This is a genomic window from Pseudokineococcus lusitanus (assembly GCF_003751265.1).
Taxonomy (GTDB): Bacteria; Actinomycetota; Actinomycetes; order Actinomycetales; family Quadrisphaeraceae; genus Pseudokineococcus; species Pseudokineococcus lusitanus.
On sequence record NZ_RJKN01000004.1, the window covers coordinates 61,991 to 80,924 of the forward strand.

General features: G+C 79.5%; 13 protein-coding genes. 3 read left to right on the forward strand and 10 right to left on the reverse strand.

Going from position 1 to position 18,934, the window contains the following annotated elements:
* Positions 1-58 precede the first annotated feature (58 nt).
* The 4 genes from EDC03_RS08450 to mraZ all read right to left on the reverse strand — a co-directional run bounded on the left by EDC03_RS08450 (position 59) and on the right by mraZ (position 4,354).
* The gene (locus EDC03_RS08450) at positions 59-1,882 is read right to left on the reverse strand and encodes a peptidoglycan D,D-transpeptidase FtsI family protein (protein WP_123379805.1); all 1,824 of its coding nucleotides are present in this window, start codon (positions 1,880-1,882) and stop codon (positions 59-61) included.
* Complete coding sequence (ftsL, locus tag EDC03_RS08455; RefSeq protein WP_123379806.1) at positions 1,882-2,589, reverse strand: cell division protein FtsL; 708 nt, start codon at positions 2,587-2,589, stop codon at positions 1,882-1,884. Before ftsL ends, EDC03_RS08450 begins: the two co-directional genes overlap by 1 nt.
* The gene (gene rsmH, locus EDC03_RS08460) at positions 2,586-3,608 is read right to left on the reverse strand and encodes a 16S rRNA (cytosine(1402)-N(4))-methyltransferase RsmH (protein ID WP_199720079.1); all 1,023 of its coding nucleotides are present in this window, start codon (positions 3,606-3,608) and stop codon (positions 2,586-2,588) included. Before rsmH ends, ftsL begins: the two co-directional genes overlap by 4 nt.
* 314 nt (positions 3,609-3,922) lie before the next feature.
* A complete protein-coding gene (mraZ, locus tag EDC03_RS08465) occupies positions 3,923-4,354 on the reverse strand; it encodes a division/cell wall cluster transcriptional repressor MraZ (protein ID WP_123379808.1) in 432 nt (143 codons plus the stop codon).
* A gap of 432 nt (positions 4,355-4,786) precedes the next feature.
* On the opposite strand from mraZ, the gene EDC03_RS08470 reads away from it, so the two are divergent.
* The 3 genes from EDC03_RS08470 to EDC03_RS08480 are packed head-to-tail and all read left to right on the forward strand — an operon-like array spanning position 4,787 to position 9,762.
* Positions 4,787-5,827: an AAA family ATPase gene (locus tag EDC03_RS08470; protein ID WP_123379809.1), complete on the forward strand. Its 1,041-nt coding sequence runs from the start codon at positions 4,787-4,789 to the stop codon at positions 5,825-5,827.
* 57 nt (positions 5,828-5,884) lie between these two features.
* A complete protein-coding gene (locus EDC03_RS08475) occupies positions 5,885-7,234 on the forward strand; it encodes a DUF58 domain-containing protein (RefSeq protein WP_148058041.1) in 1,350 nt (449 codons plus the stop codon).
* Positions 7,231-9,762, forward strand: coding sequence for a transglutaminase-like domain-containing protein (locus EDC03_RS08480; protein WP_123379811.1), 2,532 nt, complete (start codon positions 7,231-7,233; stop codon positions 9,760-9,762). The genes EDC03_RS08475 and EDC03_RS08480 overlap by 4 nt, the downstream gene beginning before the upstream one ends.
* 496 nt (positions 9,763-10,258) lie before the next feature.
* Here EDC03_RS08480 and EDC03_RS08485 read toward each other — a convergent pair whose 3' ends face one another.
* The 6 genes from EDC03_RS08485 to EDC03_RS08510 form a co-directional block, all read right to left on the reverse strand.
* Positions 10,259-10,702 carry a DUF3040 domain-containing protein gene (locus tag EDC03_RS08485; RefSeq protein ID WP_123379812.1) on the reverse strand — a complete coding sequence of 148 codons (444 nt, stop codon included), beginning with the start codon at positions 10,700-10,702 and terminating at the stop codon, positions 10,259-10,261.
* A gap of 161 nt (positions 10,703-10,863) precedes the next feature.
* A complete protein-coding gene (gene dinB / locus EDC03_RS08490; RefSeq protein WP_241967104.1) occupies positions 10,864-12,180 on the reverse strand; it encodes a DNA polymerase IV in 1,317 nt (438 codons plus the stop codon).
* Between the two features lie 75 nt (positions 12,181-12,255).
* A complete protein-coding gene (locus EDC03_RS08495) occupies positions 12,256-13,095 on the reverse strand; it encodes a methyltransferase domain-containing protein (RefSeq protein WP_199720080.1) in 840 nt (279 codons plus the stop codon).
* A 218-nt stretch (positions 13,096-13,313) separates the two neighbouring features.
* Positions 13,314-17,894 carry a PHP domain-containing protein gene (locus tag EDC03_RS08500; protein ID WP_123379813.1) on the reverse strand — a complete coding sequence of 1,527 codons (4,581 nt, stop codon included), beginning with the start codon at positions 17,892-17,894 and terminating at the stop codon, positions 13,314-13,316.
* A gap of 3 nt (positions 17,895-17,897) precedes the next feature.
* The gene (locus tag EDC03_RS08505; protein WP_123379814.1) at positions 17,898-18,461 is read right to left on the reverse strand and encodes an SAV_6107 family HEPN domain-containing protein; all 564 of its coding nucleotides are present in this window, start codon (positions 18,459-18,461) and stop codon (positions 17,898-17,900) included.
* Complete coding sequence (locus tag EDC03_RS08510) at positions 18,448-18,843, reverse strand: DUF6504 family protein (RefSeq protein WP_199720081.1); 396 nt, start codon at positions 18,841-18,843, stop codon at positions 18,448-18,450. Before EDC03_RS08510 ends, EDC03_RS08505 begins: the two co-directional genes overlap by 14 nt.
* Positions 18,844-18,934: the final 91 nt, after the last annotated feature.

Genomic DNA, 18,934 nt, shown 5'->3' on the forward strand with positions numbered 1-18,934 from the left:
AGCACGGCGGCGAGGCTACCGGCGCGGCCGGGCAGGCCCCGCCGCGCCGGGAGGGCCCTCACCAGGTCTGGGGGTAGAGGCGCGCGGGCTCGCCGGAGGGCACGACGCCGCGCTGGGCGAGCGCGAAGGCCATGACGTCCTGGAAGAGCGGGCCCGCGACCTGGCCGCCGTAGAAGCCGTTGGTCGGCCGCTGGACCACCACGGAGACGACCACCTCGGGGTCGTCGGCGGGCGCGTAGCCGATGAAGGAGCTCGTGTAGCCGCTGTAGCCGCCGGTGGGCGACGGGGCCTCCGCGGTGCCCGTCTTGCCGGCGACGCGGTAGCCCGGGACCGCGGCGGCGTCGCCCGTGCCCTCGGCGACGACGCCCTCGAGCATCGTCGAGACCTGCTGCGCCGTCTCCTCGCTCACCACGCGCGTCCCGGCGGGCCGCTGGGCCTCGTGCTCGGTGCCGTCCGCGTCCACCGTCGCCTCGACGAGGCGCGGGGGGATGCGGACGCCGCCGTTGGCGATGGTGGCGTAGACCTCGGCGGCCTGGAGCGCGTTGACCGAGACGCCCTGGCCGAAGAGCACGGTGTACTGCTGGCGGCCGTCCCACTGGTCGGCCGGCGACAGCAGTCCCGCGGACTCGCCCGGCAGCTCGATGCCGGTCTGCTGGCCGAAGCCGAAGCGCTGCATGTAGTCGTGGCGCTGCTCGCGGGTCAGCCGCTCGCCGACCTGGATGGTCCCCGTGTTGGACGACTCGCCGAGGATGCCGGCGAAGGTGAGCGGCTCGTCGTCGTGGTGGTGGGAGTCCCGGAAGGACTGCCCGTTCTGCGTCGTCATCCGGTACGGGACGGTGAACTGGTCCAGCGGCTCGACGACGCCCTCCTCGAGGGCGGCGGCGGCCGTGACGACCTTGCTCGTCGAGCCGGGCTCGAAGACGTCCGAGACCGAGCGGCTGCCGAGGAGCGCCGGGTCCGTGCTGCCGACCCGCTCCGGGTCCACCGACGGCGACTCCGCGAGGGCGAGCACCTTGCCGGTGCTCACCTCGAGGGCCACGACGCTGACCCACTCGGCCTTGGCCTGCTCGCGCACCGACTCCGCGCGCTCCTGGGCCGTGAACTGCAGGTCGCGGTCGAGGGTCAGCCGGACGTCGCCGCCGCGGACCGGGTCGACGCGCTCGCTCTCGCCCATGGGGATGGCCTGCCCCATGCGCCCGCGCTCGACGCGCTGGAAGCCGTCCTCGCCGGAGAGCTCCTCGTCCATGACGGCCTCGACCCCGCCGAGGCCCGCCCCGTCGTCGCCGCCGGTGTAGCCGAGGACGCCGCCGGCGAGGGTCCCGCCGGGGTAGGAGCGCGCCCAGGTGCTCTCGGAGGTGACGCCGGGGACGCCGAGGTCGGCGACCTCGGACCACACCTCGGGGGTGATGCCCTTGGCGACGACGCTGTACCGGCCCTCGCGGGTGAGGGCGGTGCGGACGTCGTCCTCGTCGCGGCCGAGGAGGGACGAGAGGTCGCGGACGGCGTCCTCGAGGCCCTGGGCCACGACCTGCTTCTCCTCCACCCTCTTGTACTGGTCGACGATGAGCGGGTCGGCGACGACGGTGCGCCGCTCCACGCTCGTCGCGAGGACGTTCCCGTCCGCGTCGAGGATGTCGCCGCGCTGCGCGGGCAGCGGGCGCTCGGGGCCGATCCGGTCGCGGAGCGACTGCTCGGCGACCGAGCGCGCGTCCAGCGCCTGCACCTGCACGAGCCGGCCGGCGAAGACGACGAGCACGGCGAGGGCCAGCGCCAGCAGCAGGCGGGCGCGGCGCTCGGGGCGCACGAGCGGTCGGCCGTCGCGGCCGCGGGCGGGCCTCCCCGACGGGGGGCCGGCGGGACGGGCGGCGGGGCGGCCGGGCATCAGGGGCTGTCCTCCTGCGTCGACGCGTCGGTCTGAGAGGCACTGGTCTGCGGGGTGCCGGTGTCGGCCTCGACGCCGCGCTCGGCGGCGGAGGCGGCCGCCTCGGCCGCGGCCTCGGCGGGCGCGGGCTCGTCGGCGGCGACGGCCGACGGGTCGAGCGGCGCCGGGGCGACGCCCTCCTCCAGCGGGACGTCCTCGGCCGGCGCCGTCGTGCCGACGAGCCGGCCCTCGGGCAGGGCGACGAAGGCCGTCGGCCCCGCCGGCACCATGCCCTGCTCCGTGGCCCGGCGGGCGAGCTCGCCCGGGGAGGACGTGGTCTCGAGACGCTCGGCGAGGGCCTGGCGCTCCTCCACCGCGGCGCGCTGGTCGCGCTGGAGGGCGTGCAGCTCGTAGGAGCCCTGCGAGAGCGAGATGTTGAGCAGGAGGACGCCCAGCAGCGAGGCCAGCACGAGGAGCCCGCAGAGCAGCCCGAAGGGCAGGCGGCGGCGGGCCGAGCTCGGCGGCGCGACGAGGCGGACCCGGGGGGCCGTGGCCCGGGCGGTCTCCCCGGGGCGGGTGGCCCGGGCCGTCGTCCGGGGGGCCGGCCGCGCCGCGACGGCACGGGCCGCCTGCTCGCGCAGGGGCCGCCCGCGCGGCGGCGAGGTCCGGGCGGGCACGCCGGCGGCGCGGAGGGCACGGGTGGAGCTGGCGGCGCTGGCGGCGCTCATGCGGCCCTCCTGAGGCGTCCGGGGCGCACCCGCTCGGCGGCACGCAGCCGCACGGAGGCGGCACGGGGGTTGAGGGCGGTCTCCTCGGCGGACGCCGTCTCGGCGCCCCGGGTGAGCAGCCGGAGCAGCGGCGCGTGCTCCGGCGGCTCGACGGGCAGGTCGGCCGGCGCGGTGCTCGTCGAGCCTGCGGCCAGGACCTGCTTGACGGCGCGGTCCTCCAGCGACTGGAAGGACATGACGACGAGACGGCCGCCCACGGCGAGCGCGTCGACCGCGGCGGGCACGGCGCGGCGGACCGCCTCGAGCTCGCCGTTCACCTCGACCCGCAGCGCCTGGAAGGTGCGCTTGGCCGGGTTGCCGCCCGTCCGCCGGGTGGCGGCGGGCACGGCGTCGCGGACGAGGTCGGCGAGCTCGCGCGTGGTGCGCAGCGGCGCGACGGCGCGGGCGGCGACGACGCGGTCCGCGATGCGCCGGGCGAAGCGCTCCTCGCCGTACTCGCGCAGCACCCGGGCGAGGTCGGCCGCCGGGTAGGTCTCGAGCACCTCGGCCGCCGTCGTGCCGCGGGTCGGGTCCATCCGCATGTCGAGCGGGGCCTCGCGCGAGTAGGAGAACCCGCGCTCCACCTCGTCGAGCTGGAGCGACGAGACGCCGAGGTCGAAGAGGACGCCCTGCACGGGACCGAGGCCGAGGTCGGCGAGGACGCGCGGGAGGCCGTCGAAGACGGTGTGCGCCAACGAGACCCGGTCGCGGAAGGGCTCGAGCCGGGCGCCGGCCAGGGCGAGGGCGGCGGGGTCGCGGTCGAGGCCGACGAGGCGCACGGAGGGGCAGCGCTCGAGGAGGGCCTCGGCGTGGCCGCCCATGCCGAGCGTCGCGTCGACGACGACGGCGCCCGGCGCGTCGAGGGCCGGGGCGAGGAGGTCGACGCACCGCTCGCGGAGGACGGAGACGTGGCGGTCGGCGGCCGGCCGGCCGGCGGGGGCGCCGGGGCCGGGCGGGAGGTCGCCGTCGTGGTCGGCCATGGCTCCTCCTCCCCGCGGCTCGAGGCCGGTCGTGAGCGCCGTCGTCCGGAGGGGTCCCCATCCGCTCCGGCCGGGCCCGGTGCCTGGCGCCGGGGAAGTGCGCCAGGTCCCGGGTCGGCAGGAGCGGCTGGAGGCCGCCCCGGACACCGGTGGTGCTCGTGTGACAGATGTGACTGGTGGTGCTGACGTGCGTCGTGCGCGTGCTGGGCGTGCTGTGGTGGCTTGTGCGGCAGCGCCTCTGGCGCCGCCGCGGGGCAGATGCTGCCGCCGCGCGGCACCTCCGCCCGGGAGGCGCGCGGACGGCGCGCCGCCCGTCAGAAGAGGCCGGGCACGACCTCCTCCGCGGTGGCCGAGAAGGCGTCCTCCTGCTCGGCCAGGTAGGCCTCCCAGGCGGCGGCGTCCCAGACCTCGATCCGGGTGCCCGCCCCGATGACGACGACGTCGCGCTCGAGGCCGGCGTACGTCCGCAGGGGCTGCGGGACGGTGATGCGGCCCTGCCGGTCCGGGACCTGGTCGAACGCCCCGGCGAGCAGGACGCGCGCGTAGTCCCGGGCCTGCTTGCTCGTCACGGGCGCCTGGCGGAGCTGCTCGTGCAGCTCCTCGAACGCCCGCTCCGGGAACACGTAGAGGCAGCGCTCCTGCCCCTTCGTGACCACGAGGCCACCGGCCAGCTGGTCCCGGAACTTCGCGGGGAGGATCAGCCGGCCCTTGTCGTCGAGGCGCGGCGAGTGCGTGCCGAGGAACACGGCCCACCTCCCCCGGGGCGCCTCACCGCTCCCCGGCGAGGGCCCGATGCCCTCCCGGTCGGCGGGTGCAGCCACCCCTGCGCTCCGACGTCCTCCACCGTACTCCACTTCGCCCCACCGTCAACGGGAGCGGACCGGCGAGGACCACCCGGACGGCCCAGTGCCGCCGGTATCGCCGCAGGTCAGAGGGCCGACGCGCCGGACGCCGCGCGGGGGGCGGGGTGGAGGGCCGGCGCCGGCCCGGGCGGCGGGAGGCCGCCCTGAGCGGCTCCGGGACGCCGCACGGGGCCCACCGCCGCCGCCGCGGGGCCATCGGTGGGGGGTTGTGGGGGATCCCGGGCGGGTGGTGGTGGAGGGCCCCGGGAGGGTGGTGGAGGACGGCCGTCCCGCGGACCGCCGGTACGGCGGCGGACGCTCACGTACGGTGCGTCGGTGACGCCGACGACCGCGCCCACCGCGCCGCCGCCACGCGGGGGTGCCGACGCGCCCGCCGGTCCCGCCGCCCCTCCCTCGCCCGCCGAGGTCGAGGAGGCCGGGCGCACCGCCGGCGCCGTCCTCGACGCCGTCCGCTCCGTCGTCCGCGGGAAGGACGAGGTCGTCCGGGCCGCGGTGACCACGCTCGTCTCCGGCGGTCACCTGCTCGTCGAGGACGTGCCCGGCGTCGGCAAGACCGTCCTCGCCACCGCCCTGGCCCGGGCCCTGGACCTCGCGGTGCGCCGCATCCAGTTCACGCCGGACCTGCTCCCGGGCGACGTGACCGGCGTCAGCGTGTGGGACCCCGCCGAGCGGACCTTCACCTTCACGCCCGGGGCGGTCTTCGCCGGGCTCGTCGTCGCCGACGAGATCAACCGCGCGTCGCCGCGGACGCAGTCGGCGCTCCTCGAGTGCATGGCCGAGGGCCACGTGACCGTCGACGGCGTCACGCACCCGCTGCCCGACCCCTTCTTCGTCGTCGCGACGCAGAACCCCGCGGACATGGAGGGCACGTACCCGCTCCCGGAGGCGCAGCGCGACCGCTTCACCGCCCGGCTCTCCGTGGGCTACCCCTCGCCGGAGGACGAGGTGGCGGTGCTCGCCGCCCGGGGCGGGGGGCGGCCCGACCCCCTCGACCTCGTGGCCCCCGTGGCGACCGGGGACGACGTCCGTGCCCTCGTGGCGCTCGCGGCCCGCGTCCACGCCGCGCCCGCGCTGCTCCGGTACGTCGTCGACGTGGCCGACGCGACGCGACGGCACCCCGCCGTCGCCCTCGGCGCCTCGCCCCGCGCGGCGCTGCACCTGCTGCGCGCGGCCCGGGCGCGGGCGCTGCTCGCCGGCCGCGACCACGTCCTCCCCGACGACGTGCAGGAGCTCGCGGCGACCGTGCTCGCGCACCGGCTGGTGCCGCACGACGGCGGCGGGCCGGCCGAGCAGGACGCGACGGGGCGCGCCGTGGTCGCCGACGTGCTCGCCCGGACCCCGCTCGCGGCGGGCTGACCGGTGGGGCGGGCCGCCGGGACGCGCCTCACCGCGCGGGGGGCCGCCCTCGCGGGCGTGGGGCCCGCGGTCTGCCTCGTCGGCGCGCTCGTGGGGCAGCGCGACGTCGTCCGGCTCGGCGCCCTGCTCGTGGTCCTCCTCCTCGTCGGGCTCGTCGCGGCCTCGGTCCCCCGCCCCGCGCTCGTCGTCGACCGGGTCGTCGGCCCCTCCGTCGTGCCGCTCGGCGGCCGCACGTCCGTCCGCCTCGACCTCCACGGCGCCGGGAGGGGCCTGCTGGGACGGCCGGGGCGGCGCCTGCTCGCCGAGGACGTCGTCCCGTCGGCGCTGCGGCCGGCCGCGCGCTTCGTCGTCGCGGCGCTGCCGCCCGGCGCGTCCGCCTCCGTCCGCTACGCCGTGCCCGGGACCGTGCGGGGCCGGCACGAGGTGGGCCCGTTGCGGATCACCGCGCAGGACCCCTTCGGCCTCGTCCTGCGCACCCGCTCCACCCGGGCCGTCGACGTGCTGCTCGTCGTGCCCGCCGTCGTCCCCCTGCCGGCCCCCGCACGGCCGGGCGCCGGCACGGGCGGCGTCGCGGCGCTGGCCTCGCCGGGCGAGGACGACGTCGTCCTGCGCGACTACCGCCCGGGCGACGACCGGCGCCGCGTCCACTGGCGCGCGAGCGCGCGTCGCGGCGAGCTCGTCGTGCGCCGCGAGGACGCCCCCCGGCGGGCCGGTGCGGTCGTCCTGCTCGACGCCGCAGCGGGCGCCGTCCTGGGGCCGGACGACGCGGTGGGCCTCGAGGCGTTCGAGCGGGCCGTGACCGCGGTCGCCTCGGCGGGCGAGGCGCTCGCCACCGAGGGGCTGACCGTCCGCCTCGTCACGGCGGACGAGGGCCGCGACCCCGCACCGGCGGGGACGCGGGGCCGGGCGGCCCGTCTGGAGCGGCTGGCCGCCGCGCGGCCCGGGAGCCTCCACCACCCTCACCCTCGACCTCTGGTCGAGGGTGAGGAGAGGGACCAGGGGCTCGGGGTGGTGCGCCGCGCCGTCCCGCGGGAGGACGAGCGGGTGCTCGTCGTCGTGACGGGCGCCGAGGACGTCGCCGACCGCCTCCGTGCCCTCGGGAACGCCGGCCGTCCCGCCCTCCGGCTGGTGCTCGTCGTCGCCCGGGACGGGGCGCCGGGACGGCTGACCGACGTCCCGGACGGGGCAGCCGCCGGCCCGGGGACGTCGACGGACGCCACCACCGCGCCGGTCGCGGACGACCACGCCGCGGCCGTGGCCGCCGTCGCCGCGGCCCGCGCGGCCGGGTGGGGCGCCGCCGTCCTCGGGCCGGACGACGACCTCGTCACCGCCTGGCAGCGGGCTCGTCGGGCGGGCTCCGCCGGTCCGTCCGTCGCCCGGCCCGCCGCGGCGGGGGTGGCGCCGTGAGCACCGCCGTCGAGGGGCCCCGGGCGCCGGCCGACGGGCGGCGCGACGCCGGCCGCGAGCCCACGACGGCCGTGGCCGACCCGCGGCGGCTCCCGGCGGCCTGGGCCGCGGGAGCGGTGGTCGCCGCCTCGACCGCGCTCCTGCCCCTCGTCGACGGTCTCGCGTGGGCGGCCCAGGCGTGGGCGCTCGTCGTCGTCGTCACGCTCGTGGGCGTCGTCCTCGACGTCCTCACCGCCTCGGTCCTCGTGCGCACGGCCGTCCAGCTCGTCGTCGTCGTGGCCGCCCTCACCGCGCTGTTCGCCCCGGCCACCGGCCTGCTGGGGCTGCTCCCCGGCCCGGCCACCCCGGCGGCGCTGGGCGGGCTGCTGCTCGAGGGCCGGGAGGTCGTCCGTCGCTCCGTCCCCCCGGTCCCCGACCTGCCGGGCCTGCGCCTGCTCGTCGTGGCCGGGGTCGCGGCCGTGGCCCTCGTCGTCGACCTCCTGGCCGTGCGGCTCGGGCGGGCGACCCTCGCGGGGGTCCCGCTGCTCGCGCTGGCCGGGACGGGGGCGGCCCTGGCGCCGGGCGGGCTGGCCGCCGCCACCTTCGTCGCCACCGCCGCCGCGTGGCTGGCCCTGCTCGCCGCCCAGGCCCGCTGCGGCGCCGCCCGCTGGGGGCGGGCGGCCACGCGTCGCGGCGACTGGGCGGACGAGCCGTCGAGGGCCCCGGGCGCGGTCGCGGCCGCCGCCGTCGCGGCGCTCGCCCTGCTCGCCGCCGTCGTCGTCCCGGGGCTCGTCACGGCGGCGGGCCCGCGGCTCGCCGCGGGCCCGGGCGCGTGGCAGGGGTGGGGCGGCCTGCCCGTCGAGGGCGGCAGCGGCGGCGCCCGCGTCGACCCCGTGGTCGACCTCGTCGGCGACCTCGGCGAGCGCTCGGACACCATGGCCTTCACCTACCGGGCCGTCGACGGGACCGACGCCGCCGCGCAGCCGTTCCGCGTCGCGGCCGTCGACGTGCTCGAGGACGGCACGTGGCGCGCGCGCGAGGACCGGCCGCCGCCCGAGCCGCTGGAGGGCACGGAGCTCCCGGAGCCGCCCGGGCTCGACGTCGGGACGGCGGTGGCCGACGGGGTGGCCGTGCGCCAACGGCTGGAGGTGACGGTGGGCGCCCTGCGCCAGGAGAGCCTCCCGCTGCCCTACCCCGTGACGACGGTCGACCTCGGCGACGACGCCGCCGGGTGGCTGCTCGACGGCACGACGCTCGACGTGGTCGGCGCGGACGGCACGACGACGACGCAGGACCAGCGGTACACCGTCGACGCGCTGCGCCTGCGCCCGACGGCGGACGACCTCGTGGACGGCGGCACCCTGCTGGCGGGCCTCGCCGCCGAGCAGACCGAGCTGCCGGACGACCTGCCCCCCGACCTCGTCACGGAGGCCCGGGAGGTCGCCGGCGAGGGCGAGCCGCTGCAGCAGGCGACGCGGCTGCAGGCCTGGTTCCGGTCCGAGGGCGACTTCACCTACAGCGAGCAGGCGCCGGGCGGCACGGGCACGGACTCCGTGGGCGCCTTCCTCGAGCGGAGGAGCGGGTACTGCGTCCACTTCGCCAGCACGATGGCGCTCATGGCCCGGGCCGTCGGCCTGCCCGCCCGCGTGGCCGTCGGCTTCCTGCCGGGCGAGCGGATGGAGGACGGCGGCTACCGCGTGCTCCTCAGCGACGCCCACGCCTGGCCGGAGATCTACCTCGCCGGCGCGGGATGGGTGCGCTTCGAGCCGACCCCGAGCATCCAGACGGGCGAGGCGCCCCCCTGGACCGAGGTGGCGGCGGCCGACGCCGCCGTCGAGCGTGCCGCCCAGCGGGAGGAGGAGCGCCGCGCGCAGGCGGATGACCCCGCCGCGCCGCAGCCCGCGCCCAGCACCGGGGCCACGGGCCCCGACCCGCGGGTGCCGGAGGGCGAGGCCGGGACGCCCGGGTCGACGGGCGCCGACGCGACCGCGGCCGACGCCGTCCCCGTGCGCGCGCTGCTCGTCCCCGCCGTCGCCCTCCTCGTGCTGCTCGCCGCGCCGTCGGTGGTGGCGGCCGTCGCCCGGCGGCGTCGGTGGGGCGTCGCCCTGCGGCGCGCCCGCGCCGGGGACGGCACGGCGCTCGTCGGGGCGGCGGAGGACGAGCTGCGCGCCCGGGTCGCCGACCTCGGGGCGCCGGTGCCCGTCGCGGCGACCCCGCGCCGGCAGGAACGACGTCTCCTCGCCGTCGTCGGCGTCGGCGCCGGGGACGTCCGGCCGGAGGAGGGGCCGGTGCCGCCGTCGGAGGACGGGCGGCCCGACGCCGCCCCCGACGCCGCCCTCGCCCGCCTGCGCGCCGACCTCGAGGCCGCGCGCTACCGGCCCGGCGGGGGCGCCGTCGCGGAGGCCGCGACCGCGACCGCCGCCCGGCTGCGCCGGGACGTCGACGTCGTCGTCGACGCCGTGGCCGCGACGGTCCCGCGTGCGCGCCGTCTGCGGGCGCGCCTCCTGCCGGCCGTGCGCCCGGCGCGCCCGCCCCGCGACGACCGCTAGCCCCGGCGGCCCCGCCCGTCGTGGCGTCGGCGTCCGGTCGCAGGTCCCGGAGCGTGGTCCCAGGCCTCGGGTCTCGGTCACGCATCTCTCAGGTGCACGGCGCCCACGTCCCCCGACGTGCGACCTCGTTGGGCACGACGACACCCCTCGTCCCCCGACGTGTGACCTCGTCGGTTCCGACGACACGGCTCCGGTCGCGACGTGGCGACGTCGTCGAGCGCGGCCTGGTGCCGGACGAGGCGGGGTCGCGTGTCCCCCCTCGCCGGGCCGACGTGGTCGCCGGCACGGCACGCGGCACGGGTCGGGGCGGTCGGGCGGGGGCGGACGACGGCGGGGCCCTGCCGGACCGGTCGGGTCGAGCGGGGCGTCGGACGGGCGCTCCCGGCAGGTCGCGGTCGGCACCTCCCGGCGGGCGAGGACCGATAGCCCGGACGGGGGACGACGAAGCCCCCCGTCCGCGGCGGACGGGGGGCTCCGAGGGCTGGTGAGGGTGGGCCTAGCGCCCGCCGCCCTCGTCGCGGCGCTTCTGCCACCGCTCCTCCATGCGCTGCATGAAGGAGCCGCCGGCGGCGGGGCCGGCCGGGCGGGCGCGGCGACCGGTGGGGCGGGCACCGCCCGCGGGACGGGGGCCGGGGGTGCCGTCGGGCCGGACGACGCCGACCGGCCCGCCCGCGCCGCGCTTCGGCGTGGAGATGGCGTAGCCGGCCCCGACGAGCATGAGGACGAACGCGATGACACCGACGGCCACCTGCTGGGTCGCGACACCGACGACGAGCAGGAGTATCCCCACGAGGATGCCCGCCCCCCCGAGGAGGAAGCGGCCGGCGGAGGCGGCACGGCGGGTGCTGCCCTTCATCGCCGACGCGAACTTCGGGTCGTCGTTGAGGAGCTGCTGCTCCATCTGCGAGAGCAGGCGCTGCTCGTGCTCGGACAGCGGCACAGGACCTCCCGGGGAAGACGACGTATCCGCGACGCGGGACGTCCACCACGAGGATAGGTCGCGGTCGGCACGTGCGAAAGCCGGGTCTACCACGATCTTCCTGCGAGCCGCCGGACGTGGGGCGGCGCGTCCAGGCCAGGCCGAGAGGGCAGTGGCGTGGGTCACACCTCGGGGCGCGTGGCGGGCCGGACGCCGGACGAGCCGGGGTCGCCGCGCCGTCCGCGCAGGAGGCTGGCCGACGTCACGCTCGCGGAGCCGAAGCGCGCGGTGGCGCGGTCGGTGGCGCGGTCGGCCTCCCGCCAGCCGCGGTCCCGGTCGTCCAGCCGCATCTGGTGGTGGGCGGACGCCGCCGACGACAGGCCCTCGACGCGGACCCCGACCAGCCGGATGCGCGCGCGGTCGAGGCGCAGCGCCTCCCACAGCGCCCGGGCCGCGCCGTACACCTCGCGGCTCACGTCGGTGCGCTCGTCGAGCGTCCGCGAGCGGGTGATGGTGGCGAAGTCGGCGAAGCGGACCTTGAGCACGACCGTGCGCGCCACGAGGCCGCCGGCGCGCAGCCGGGCGGCCGTCAGCTCGGACAGCCGCAGGACCTCGCGGAGGACGACGGCCTCGTCGTCGACGTCGGAGGAGAAGGTCTCCTCCGCGCCGATGCTCTTCTCGGCCGGGCGGCCGACGACGGGCCGCGGGTCCCGTCCCCACGCCAGGGCCGCGAGGTGCGCCCCGGTGGCCTCCCCGAGCGCCCGCAGCAGGGTCGTCCGCGGGGTGTGGGCGACGTCCCCGACCGTCCGCAGGCCGAGCCGCTCGAGGTGCTCGGCCGTCTTCTCCCCCACGCCCCACAGCGCCCCGACGGGCAGCGGGTGCAGGTACTCGACGACGCCGTCGGCCGGCACGACGCACAGGCCGTCCGGCTTGCAGCGCGACGAGGCGAGCTTGGCGACGAACTTCGTCGTCGCGACGCCGACGGAGCAGGTGACGCCCTGCTCGTCGAGCACCCGCGCACGGATCTGCCCGGCGATCTGCCGCGGGGTGCCCAGGCGGCGCATCGAGCCGCGGACGTCGAGGAAGGCCTCGTCGACGCTGAGCGGCTCGACGTCGGGGGTGGTGGAGCGGAAGACCTCCATGACGCCGGCGGACACCTCGGCGTACCGCCGGTGGTCGGGCGGGAGGACGACGGCGTGGGGCGCGAGACGTCGGGCCCGCCCCATGGGCATGGCCGAGTGCACCCCGAGGGCACGGGCCTCGTACGTCGCGGAGAGGACGACCCCCCGACCGCCGGAGCCGCCGACGACCACGGGCTGCCCGACGAGCTCGGGGTGGTCGAGCAGCGACACCGACGCGTAGAAGGCGTCCATGTCGACGTGGAGGACGGTGCAGCCGGTGTCGTCCGCGTCGGGGCCCGCCACGGGCCCGCCGCCGGGTCGGCCGGTGCCGTGGGGGTAGGCGGCGTGGGGCCCACGGTCGAGCTGCGAGCGGGCCACGGCGGCGTCCTCCTCCGGTGGTGCGGCGGTGCGGGTGGTGCGGCGGTGCGGGTGGGCCCGGGCTCCGGGCGACGGTCAGACGGGCGCGGCGTGCAGGTGCAGGGCCGCCGCCACCCCGAGCAGCGCCGGGTCGCGCGCGGCGTCCTGCTCGAGGGCGGCGAGGACCCGCGCGGCCGACGGGTCGAGGTCCGGGCCGTGCCGGGGGGCCAGCGGCGCGAGGACGCCGACGCCCTCGGTCCGCAGGACGGAGAACCCGACGCGCGCGAGGAGGTCGCGGGCCCCGTCGGCGTCGAAACGGCGCTGGAGCGGGTCCTGCGGGCCCCACCGGCCGTCGCGGTCCTGCTGGAGCGCACGGGCCTGGGGCAGGTGCCCCGAGGCCACCCGCCCCAGCACGGCCCCGCCGCGCCCGGCGACGAGGACGCTGAGGCGGCCCGTGGGCCGCAGGGCGCGGCGGCACGCGCGCAGCGCCTGCTCGGGGTCGTCGACGACCTCGAGGACCCCGTGGCACAGCAGGAGGTCGACGCTGGCGTCGGCCACGTGCTCGGCCAGGTCGTCGGTGTCGCCCTGGACGCCCGTGAGCCGCCCGGCCACCCCCACCTCGTCGGCCCGGCGGGCCAGCGCGGCCAGCGCGTCGGGGCTGGGGTCGACGACGACGACGTCGTGCCCGGCCTCGGCCAGGCCGACGGCGAGACCGCCCGTGCCGCCGCCGAGGTCGAGCACCGCGAGGCCGGCGCGGGAGCCGGGCCCGCCGGCGGCGGCGAGGAGCTCGGCCACCCCCTCGGCGACGACGGGGTGGGCGCCCCTCGTCCGCCGCCCGTCCCGACGGGCGGGAGCGGCGGCGGCGCCGGGCGCGGCCGGGTCGGCGGCGTCGGCGTCGGCGTGGTGGGCGGGGTCGGGTGCTGCGTCGGCTGGCACGGGGCCCTCCTCCGGGTCGTCGGCCTTCGCCACCCTAGTGACCGGTGCCGACGGCGACCCGGCGCCGAGGTCGCCCGCCGGGCCGACCCGTGCACGGGTCCGGGGGGACGGCGGTGCGCCCGCGCCGGGGCGCACCGCCGCGCCCTCCGCCGTCGCGGGGCACCGGACGGGCGCCGCGAGGACCTCGCGCACCGACGGGAGCGCACGCGCCGCGGCGCTCACCGGCCCGAGCTCCCCTGGCTGGAGTGCCACAGCTTGCGCGGCGCGGCGCCGGCTGCGCCCCGCACGGCGGCCGGGGCCGCCGGCCGCGCCGCCGCCCCGCCGGGCGGGACCGTCCGGCCGCCGCGGGCCATGCCGCGGGTGTCGCGGACGTCCCCGCCCGGCGGGGCGATGTCGCTGTACGGCGACTGCCGGAACCCGCTGGCGTGCACGAGCACCCGACGTGTCCGGGGCGCCGTGGCCGACGGGCCGTCCGTCCCGGTGGCCGCGGGCCGCAGGGCCGCCGCGGCGGCCTCCTCCTCCGCCTGGGCCACGACCTCCGCGGCCGCGGCCGAGCGCGCCGCCACGGCGACGGCCCGGCGGAACGCCGCCGCCGCGCGCCGCTCGGCCTCCGCCCCCGCGGCCCGGCTGGGCCCGTCGAGCGACGTGAGCGCGCCGTCGTCGCGGCCGGTGCCGACCGTCCGCCCGGTGCGCTGCTCGACGCCGACCCACCGGCCGGCCGCCGGCGCCAGGTCGGTGCTGCGCGCCATGACCGGCCGCAGCGCGCGCGACCCGGCCGCGCCGACGACGGCCGCCTCGTCGGGCACCACCTCGCCCGTGACGGGACGCATGGCCCGGTGCAGGCCCTCCTCGCCGTCGGCCGACCAGGCCGCCCAGAGCGTGGGCAGGTCCCACGCGCCCGTGGCGCGCAGCGAGACCCCCCGCGGCCCGGTGCGGCGCAGCACCCCCCGGACGACGAGCAGCCAGGAGCCGAAGACCGTGGCGGCGTAGGGGCCCTGGACGTCCTCGAAGAAGGTCGCGTCCACCGGCCCGGTGGAGTCGTCGAGCGTGAGGAAGACGACCCGCCGCCCCGAGCGGATCGGCGGGGTCTGCGTGGCCACCTTGACCCCCGCGACGAGCAGCTCGCTGCGCGTCCGCCGGCCGGCCAGCTGCTGCGAGCCGGTGGTGCCGAGCACCCGCAGCAGCGGGCCGTACAGCTCGAGCACGTGCGCGCTGGCGTCCAGGCCGAGCACCTCGAGCTCCGCCCGGACCCGCTCGCCCGGCGTCATCTCGGGCAGGCCCGAGGGGGCGGCGTCGGCGGGCCCGCCGACGTCGAGGGCGAGCTGCACCTCGTGCTCGCCCTCCGGGCGCACCGGCGCGGCCGCCTGCGACTGGCGCGCGGCGGCCGCGGCGACGTCGAGCGCGCCGCCGGCCCCGGGGTCGACGAGGGGCCCGGCCGGCCCGTCGGGCCGGTCGCCCCGGCCGGACCCGCTGGTCCACGCCGGCGGGGTGCCGGGGGCCGCTCCCCGACGGCCCCCGGCACCGCGCCCCGTCGACCGCCCCGGGACCGGGAGGTCCGCCCCCGACGAGGCCGCCCGTCCGCGGCGCCCGCCGGGAGCCACGCGGCGCGACGCCCGCTCGGCGCCGCGGGTCCACCGCTCCAGCTCGCCGAGCTGGAGGAGCAGGTCGCGCCGGGTCGTCGTCCCGCGGCGGCGGGCCGGGGCCGCACCGATGCCGTGGACGGCGTCGAGGGCCCCGGCGAGGACGAGCCGCTCGGCGACCGGCCGCGTGGGCCGGGCCCGCTGCCAGAGGTCGGCCAGGGAGTCGTAGGGACGCCCGGCGACGACGCGGGCCACCTCGGCGTCGCTGATGCCCTTGACGTCGGTGAGCGACAGGCGGATGCCGTAGCCACGGGCGTCGGGGACGGCCGCGTCGGTCCGCAGCCCCGCACCGCGCCACGGCGGCTCGCCGTCGCGCCCGGGCACCGGGACGCGGGGGGCGTCGTCGGCCCCCGCGGCGGACGGGCCGGGCAGCAGCGCCGGCGGCGCGGGCGAGGCGCCCACCACCGGCGCCGGCGGCGGGGTGCCCTCGGGCACCTCGACCCGCTCGACCCGGTAGACGGCGTCGGATGCGTTGACGTCGAGGCCCAGCACCGCGATGCCGAGGTTGCGGGCGTCGTCGAGGACGAGCCGCTTGGGGTACATGCCGGGGTCGTGCGTGAGCACCCCGGCGAGGAAGGCCGCCGGGTGGTGGGTCTTCAGCCAGGCCGACTGGTAGGTGGGGAGGGCGAACGCCGCGGCGTGCGCCTTGCAGAACCCGAACGACGCGAAGGCGGCGAGGACGTCCCACACCCGCTCCGCGACGGCCCCCTCCAGCCCGCGCCCGGCGGCGAGGGGGAACCACTGCTCGCGGACCTCGGCCTGCCCCTCCTTCGTGCCGAGCCGGCGGCGCACCTCGTCGGCCTCCGCGAGGGAGACCCCGGTGGTGGACGCGACGAGCCGGATGACCTGCTCGTGGAAGACGACCACGCCGCACGTCTCCGCCAGCGCCGGGTCCACGAGCGGGTGGACGTGCTGCGGCGGGTCCCACCCCTGCCGGGCCCGGAGGAAGGGCGTGATCATGTCCGACTTCACCGGCCCGGGCCGGAACAGCGAGATGTCGGTGACGAGGTCGGCGAAGTCCTGCGGGGCGAAGCGGCCGACCAGCTCGCGCTGGCCCGGCGACTCGATCTGGAAGCACCCGAGGGTGCGGGTGGAGCGCACGAGCCGGTAGGTGCGCTCGTCGTCGAGGGGCACGGCGTCGAGGTCGATGCGGCCGGTGGCCGGGTCGAGGTACGGCGCGTCCGGCGCGTGCCCGCCCGCCGCGACCGCCGCGGGCCCGTCGACCCGCTCCACCTCCGCGACGGCGTGCGCCATCGCCGACTGCATGCGGATGCCGAGGACGTCGAGCTTGAGCAGCCCGAGGACCTCGACGTCGTCCTTGTCGAACTGGCTCATGGGGAAGCCGGCCCAGCTGGCCTCCACCGGCGTGCGGTCCCCCAGCCCGGCGTCGGACAGCAGCACCCCGCACGGGTGCAGCGCGACGTGGCGCGGGAGCGCGTCGAGGTCCTCGACGAGGTCGAGCAGCAGCGCCAGCCGCTCGTGGCCGAGCCCGGAGGCGCGCAGCTCGGGCAGCTCGGCGACGGCGGCGCGCGCGTCCCGGGCCCGCACGTGCGGGAAGGCCGTGGCGATGGCGCCGATCTCCGTGGGCGGCATGCCGAGGGCCGCGCCGACGTCGCGCACCGCGTGGCGGACCCGGTAGGTGTCCATCATCGAGACGGCGCTGACCCGCTCGCCGCCGAAGCGCTCGACGACGCGGGCGTAGACCTCCTCGCGCCGCGCGGACTCGACGTCGACGTCGATGTCGGGCAGCTGCGCCCGCTCGACGGTGCAGAAGCGCTCCATGAGCAGCCCCTGGGACAGCGGCTCGACGCCGGAGACCCCGAGCAGGTGGTTGACGAGGCTCCCGGCGCCGGAGCCGCGGGCGGCCACCCGGACGCCGAGGCCGCGGATCTCGTCGCAGACCTGCGCCACCGTGAGGAAGTAGGACGGGTAGCCGAGCCGCCGCACGACCTCGAGCTCGTCGTCCAGCCGCTCGGTGACCTGCCGCAGCAGCGCCGCGGAGGCCCCCGGGTAGCGGCGGCCGACGGCGCCCTCGCACCGGGCGCGCAGGGCGGCGTCGAGGTCGCCCTCGACGCCGAGCACCGACGCCTCGGGCAGGTGCACCTTCCCGATGCCGAGGTCCGCCGCCGGGTCGAGCCGGCACCGCGCGGCAAGCGCCTCGGTGTCCCGCAGCAGCGTGCCGCCGGGGGCGCCCGACGGGCCGGGCCCGGCGTCCCCGGCGGCGGCCTCGACCCGCGCGGCGACCTCCGTCATGGCGGCGGTGCCGGTGAGGTGCCCGCGGGCGCTCGTGCGGTCGAGGTGCCGCAGGTCCAGCGGCACGAGCCGGCGGACGGCGTCGAGGACGTCGGCGGTGCGGGCCCCCTCGGGGCGGGCGTAGCGGACGGCGCCGGTGAGCACCGCCGGCAGGCCGGCCGAGCGGGCCAGCGCGAGCATGCGGCCCGCGTGCAGCAGGCTCCCCGGCGTCCCCGGCGGGCCGTCGTGGCAGACCACCTCGACGGCCAGGGACCCCAGCGGCAGCAGGTCGTACCAGCGCGCGAGGACCGCGCGGGCGACGTCGTCGCGGCGGGCGAGCACCGCCCGCCCGACCTCGGAGCCCGGCCCGAGCAGCACCGTGAGCGCCGGGGCGCCGGTGCGGGCGCCCTCGGCGTGCGCGGCCAGGAGGGCGGGCGTGGTGACGGGCGTGCCGCGCTCCCCGCGCAGGTGGGTGGCCGACACGAGGCGGCACAGCGCGGCCCACCCCTCCCCCGCCCCGAGGACCTCGCCGGACGCCCGTCGGCCGCGCACGACCCGTCGCCCGTCGGCGTCGGTGCCGCCCGCGTGCGCGAGGACGGTGACGCGCGGCAGGCGGGCGTCGACCGCCGCCCCGCCCCGGGCGGGGCCGCCCGTCCCCTCGCGGACGCCGCGCCCCGGGTCCGCCCAGGCGGGGAGCCCGCCGGCCAGGCCGGAGGGCTCGACGGCGAGGTCGACCCCCAGCACGGGGGCGATGCCCGCCTCGGAGCAGGCGGTGACGTGCTTGACGGCGCCGTAGAGGCCGTCGCGGTCGGTGAGCGCGAGCGTGTCGAGGTCGAGCTCGGCCGCCCGGGCCACGAGCGCGTCGGGGCTCGAGGCGCCGTGCCGCAGGGAGTACCCCGAGGCAACGCGCAGGTGCGGGAAGGCCACGCCTCAGCGCCCCGCGCCGACGGGGACCGCCCCGGCGGCGGGCAGGGGCAGCGGCAGCGCGACGGGCAGCCCGAGGACGGCCGCGACGGCACCGGCGAACGCCTCGGCCTCCCGCAGGTGCTCCTCGGCGTCCTGCGCCGTGACGACGCCGGTGCGTCCGGCCTCGACGGCGGCGCGGCGGCGTGCGCCGGCGGCGAGCCGCAGCGCCGCGTCCTCCAGCTCGGGGGCGACCCGGGGCAGCACCTGCCACACGCCGAGGCCGACGCCCCGGCGGGGACGCCCGCGGACGGCGAGGACCGCGGCCCCGGCCCGCAGGCCGGCGAGGTGGGCGGCGACGTAGCGCTCCTCCGGCGTGGGGGCGGCCCACGCCGCGGCCAGCCCGGCGCGGCTGCGGGCCAGGAGGTCGGCCGCGGCCGCCGCGGGCTGCCCGGCGAGCACCGGCCCCGCGGCGGACGCCCCGGCGGCGGCCGCCCGGGACCCGGCCGTCCGCGTGCCCGCCCGGCGGGCGGGGGCGCCGCCGCGGGGGGCGCGGGGACCGGCGGCGGCCTCGAGCTCAGTCGTCGACACGGCGCAGGCTCCACCCGCCCGGCGCGGCCGGGTCCTCGCGGCACAGCTCGTAGACGCCGCTGCCGGCCACCCGCCCGGCGCTCGCCTCGACCCGCCAGACCTCGCGGTCCAGCGAGGGCGTGCGGGAGGGGCCGCGCGAGCCCGCGCCCACGAGGACGCCGGCCTCGGCGCGCTGCGGGTCCTGCTCCCACCAGGCGCGCCGCTCGTACCAGCGGCCGAGGACGGAGCGCACGACGTGCAGCCGCCCGCGCCAGAGGAAGGCCTCGGGGCGCTCGGGGCGCCCGGCGCCGTCCTCCGACCGCCCGGTGGCGAGGAGCTCGTCGACCAGCGGGTCGGCCGTCGTCGTGCGGACGACCACCTCGTCGTCGTAGGTGCGTGCCACGCTGCCTCCTCGTGCCGGGACCCGCCGCACCGCGACCGGACCACCCTCGTTCGAACACGAGTTCGAACACGGAGAAGTAGAGCGCCGACCA